The following is a 4,519-nucleotide window of genomic DNA, read 5'->3' as shown; positions in this document are numbered from 1 at the left end:
CTGGCGGCGCGGCCGCCGGTGCGGCGGCGCCGGACATGGGCTGGCGCCGGACGATGTCCTTCTCGTCCTCGCCGCACTCCTGGCATTTTCGCCGGATGGTGTCGGCAGCGGCCGTGCTGCCGGCCTGCGCCGCGGCGCGGGGCGCCGGCTCCGCCATGGACATCACGGCATCCGCCCTCCGGTCGGCGGCCAGTTCGGCGGGATCATTGGCCGAACCGACCACCAGCTTGCGCTGTATGGCAGGCCGCGCCGGAATGCCGGAGAGTGACGCGAAGGGTCGCCCCGACTGGGCGAGCCTCGGCGTCACCGCAGGCGCAGCGCGGCGCGTGGCTCGCAAGGTCGAACGCTTGGCAGACTGGTACATCCTGCCTCCCGATCAATGGCCAACCGATCAAATTATCGGTCGGAAATCACGTGGTTCAATGGCGGATAGTCGCACTTGCCGGGAGTGCTTGCAATGAATTTGCGTTCAAAGAAGCAAGACAGGCTCCGTGTTTCACCGCCGGGGTGGCGGGAGCCTATTGGCGACGCCTTGCAGTCTTCCAATCGGCGATGGGCTCGTGTCCTCACTTCCCCATCAGCTTCATCGCCATCCCCGTCAGCGCCTCGGTCGCGGTCGAGATCACCGTGTCCGCCTCGGGCGCCCAGAAGGGCGAGTGCAGGCTCGGCAGCGTCCGGCCTTCCTTCTTCGCCGCTTCATATTCGGCGCGCGGGACGCCGCCGACCCAGATGATCAGGCTCTTCACATCCTTGTTCGCGTCGCGCGAATAGCGGCTGAAATCCTCGCCGCCCATCACCGGTGGCATCTTGGTCACGCGCGCCTCGCCGAACTGCCTTTTCAGATACGCCGCCATTTCCTCGGTAAAATCGACCGTGTTGAACGTCGCGGGCGTATATTCGTCGCGCTGCACCGTCACCACCGGCATCCGGTCCTCGGGCATGCCCGCCGCGATCGCCTCGCCCTTCGCGATGCGCGCGATGCCGTCGAGCAGGTGATTGCGCACCTCGTCCGAATAGCTGCGCACCGTCAGTTGCAGCTTCGCCTCGTCCGAGATGATGTTGTGCTTGGCACCCGCGTGGAAGCTGCCGACGGTCACCACCGCGCTGTCGAGCGGGCTGATCTCGCGCGACACGAGCGTCTGCAGCGCGCCGACGATGCGGCTCGCCAGCACGATCGGGTCCTTCGTCGTCTGCGGATAGGCGCCGTGCCCGCCGACCCCCTTCACCAGGATATCGACGCTGTCGACATTGGCGAGCGCATAGCCCGGCGTATAGCCGATCTGCCCCGCCGGAAACTGCGCCGCGTCATGGAACGCGAGGGCATATTGCGGCTTGGGAAAGCGCGTATAGAGCCCGTCCTCGAGCATCATCCGCGCGCCCGCGCCGCGTTCCTCGGCGGGCTGGCCGATCATCACCAGCGTGCCCGACCATTTGGCCTTGTTCGCGGCCATGCGCCGCGCGACGCCGACCCAGGCGGTCATATGCGTGTCGTGCCCGCACGCATGCATCACGCCGGTTTCGACGCCTTCCTTCGTGGTCACGCGGACCTTCGACGCGCCGGGCAGCCCGGTCTGTTCGATCACCGGCAGCCCGTCCATGTCGGCGCGTAGCAGCACGACCGGGCCGGGGCCGTTCTCCATCACCGCGACGATGCCGGTGCCGCCGACCTTTTCGGTGACCTTGAAGCCCAGCTTGCGCGCCTCGGCGGCGAGGATGCCCGCCGATCGCACCTCCATGAAGCTGAGTTCGGGGTTGGCGTGCAGATCGGCATAGATCGCCATCAGCGACGGCATATCCTTCTTGATCTCGGCCTGGATCGCCGGGTCGGCCTGCTGCGCCGCCGCGGGCATCGACAAAGCAAGGGCCGCAACGCCCGCCAACAAAATCCGCATCTTAATCCCCTGTCTTCAAATCATTTCGCGGTGTCGGGCACCAGTTCGATCACGTCGAGCAAACTCTCATAGGCCGGGGCGGGCAGCACCAGCCGCCAGCGATTGTCGCCGATCCGCTCGACCAGCCCCGCCATGTCGCGCATCCGGTCGCTGCCATAATTGACCGCGAGCTTCTCGTCGCCGAGTTCGAGCGTGCCGAGGAAGACCTGCCGCGTCAGATTGTCGGGAAAGATCAGCCCGACGGGGCGCTGCGACCCCGACAACTTGACCAGGCTCGAAATCCCTTGTTCGGCCGACACGCGGCAGCGGAACCAGCCATAGGCGATATAGCCCAAAGTACCGCCGCTCTTCGCCCCGACCTTGATCGTCCGGCATCGATAATCGCCCGCGGGCAAGTGCGGATTTGGCAGCGCCGCGGTCGGGTGCAGCAAGATGCCCTCGCGGTCGACCTGCGCCCCGAAACCCTTCGCACGCGCGTCGGACAGCGCGGCCTCCCAGCTCGAATACCAGCCGCGGATGCGCGCCTTGTCCTGGTCGGTCGCGGTCGCGCGCCAGCCCTCCTCGGCGGGCACGTCGGCCGCCGACGGCGGCATCGACGGCACCGCCTGCACCGACTTGCACGCGGCGAGCGCCGGCAACGCCAGCGCCGCGATGATGAAAATTTGGCGACCCCGCATATCCGTCTCTCCAGTCCGGTTCGTGGTTAACCTTAGGGGTGCGAAGGAAAATGCTCAAGGCCATGCCCCCTCTCCCGTCGGGAGAGGGTTGCGAAGGCTTGGCAGCTTGCTGCCTAGTCGAAGCTGGGTGAGGGGATCGCCGCCTGCGGATGCCCGCGACCGCCGACACCCTCATCCAACTCCGCCTAGCGCCTGCGGCGCAAGGCTGCGTATCCTTCTCCCAGTGGGAGAAGGAGCTCTAAGCCGCCGTCCACCCGCCATCGACGCTCAGATTCGCACCGGTGATATTCTCCGCCTCGTCGCGCGTCAGAAACGCCGCCAGCGCCGCGACCTGTTCGACCGTCACGAATTTCTTCGTCGGCTGCCCCGCGAGCAGCACGTCGTTGATGACCTGTTCGCGCGTCATCTTGCGCGCCTTCATCGTGTCGGGAATCTGGTTCTCGACCAGCGGCGTCCAGACATAGCCCGGGCTGATGCAGTTCACCGTGATCCCCGCATCGGCGACCTCGAGCGCGACGGTCTTGGTCAGCCCCGCGAGGCCATGCTTCGCGGTGACATAGGCCGATTTGAACGGGCTCGCGACGAGCGAGTGCGCCGACGCGGTGCCGATGATCCGCCCCCACCCCTTCTTGCGCATGCCGGGCACCGCGTGGCGGATCGTGTGGAACGACGCGGTCAGGTTCAGCGCGATGATCATGTCCCATTTCTCGGGCGGGAAATCCTCGATCGGCGCGACGAACTGCATGCCGGCATTGTTCACCAGGATGTCGACCCCGCCCAGATCCTTGTCGGCGCGCGCGAACATCTCCGCGATCGCGTCGGGCTTGGTCAGGTCGGCGCCGTCATAGACCGCCTTGCCGCCGTTCAGCACCGCGAGCGCGGCGCGTTCGGCCTCGATCGCGTCGGCGTCGCCGAAGCCGTTGATGATGATGTTCGCGCCCGCCGCCGCGAGCGCCTTGGCGATGCCCAGCCCGATGCCCGACGTCGAGCCGGTGACGAGCGCGGTCTTGCCTTGAAGATGCATGATCTTGTCCTTTGTTGGGGGGAGATTTTACCCTGTATTTTCAGTCGCCTTCTTCGGGACGAGGCCGCCCGATTGCACCGCGAAGCTTTCCGACCGGCCCTCGGCGATACTTTCGGCGAGCAGATGACCGTCCTTCATCGCCGCCTCGACCGCCTCGCGGCCCTGCGCCCAATTGGCCTCGACCGCCGCGCGCGAGAATTCGAAATCGCGGGCACCCGTCTGCCATTTCAAGGGGTTATGCACCAGCTGCACAACATTCAGCGCCTTGCAATCGACCATCCGCTCGACCGCCTTCACCTCGGGCAGCGCCCTCACGTCAGGCGGCAACTTAGCCAACATCCGGTCGATCGCCCGATGCTCCTTGCGCCGCCGCACCAACCCGTCCGAAATCCGCCGCGTCCGGCTCGAATAGCGGATATCCTTCTCGCGCGACCAGGCTTCTTCCAGGTCGTGCGGCCGCTCGCCGCGCGCCGGGAACAGGTCGACCTGGAACACCAGCATATCCTCGTCCGCCGCCTCGACGACATGCTCGAGCGGGGTGTTCGACACGAGGCCGCCGTCCCAATACCAGCTCCCGTCGATCTCGACCGGCGGCAGCCCCGGCGGTAACGCGCCCGACGCGAGGATATGCCGCGCGTCGATGCGCTCGCTCTTGGTGTCGAAATAGCGGAAATTCCCCGTCTCGACCGCCACCGCGCCGACCGACAGCCGGACATGCCCGTCGTTCAGCCGGTCCCAGTCGACCAGCCGGTCGAGCGTCGCCACCAGCGGCGCGGTGTCGTAATAGCTCACCGCCCCCGGCGTCTGCCGTTCGGCGAGCGCAGGCGGCGGCCAGCGCGGCGCGAAGAAACCCGGCACCCCGAACGCCATCACCTGCCCCGCCGCCGCGAGATGGTTCCACTCGCGCGCCCAGTCATTGTCGGGCG

At 66.9% G+C, this 4,519-nt stretch carries 5 protein-coding genes; all 5 read right to left on the bottom strand.

The window, feature by feature from the left end:
- Positions 1 to 364: hypothetical protein (locus B1A78_RS20520; RefSeq protein WP_218668015.1), on the bottom strand; the 364-nt coding region annotated here is incomplete at its 3' end.
- 202 nt (positions 365 to 566) lie between these two features.
- On the bottom strand, positions 567 to 1,892 hold the full coding sequence (locus tag B1A78_RS20515) for an amidohydrolase (RefSeq protein WP_144037938.1): 1,326 nt from the start codon (positions 1,890 to 1,892) through the stop codon (positions 567 to 569).
- Positions 1,893 to 1,912: 20 nt separating this feature from the next.
- Positions 1,913 to 2,569 (bottom strand): DUF4893 domain-containing protein, encoded by a 657-nt coding sequence (locus tag B1A78_RS20510; RefSeq protein WP_077148724.1) that lies wholly within the window; start codon positions 2,567 to 2,569, stop codon positions 1,913 to 1,915.
- 238 nt (positions 2,570 to 2,807) lie between these two features.
- Positions 2,808 to 3,593, bottom strand: a complete 786-nt coding sequence (locus tag B1A78_RS20505; RefSeq protein ID WP_077148723.1) for a 3-hydroxybutyrate dehydrogenase — start codon at positions 3,591 to 3,593, stop codon at positions 2,808 to 2,810.
- A gap of 27 nt (positions 3,594 to 3,620) precedes the next feature.
- On the bottom strand, positions 3,621 to 4,519 hold an 899-nt coding region (locus B1A78_RS20500), incomplete at its 5' end, for a patatin-like phospholipase family protein (RefSeq protein WP_077148722.1).

Origin of the sequence: Sphingopyxis sp. KK2, assembly GCF_001990265.1 — a bacterium.
Lineage (GTDB): Bacteria > Pseudomonadota > Alphaproteobacteria > Sphingomonadales > Sphingomonadaceae > Sphingopyxis.
This window is presented reverse-complemented; position numbering and strand designations above follow the sequence as displayed.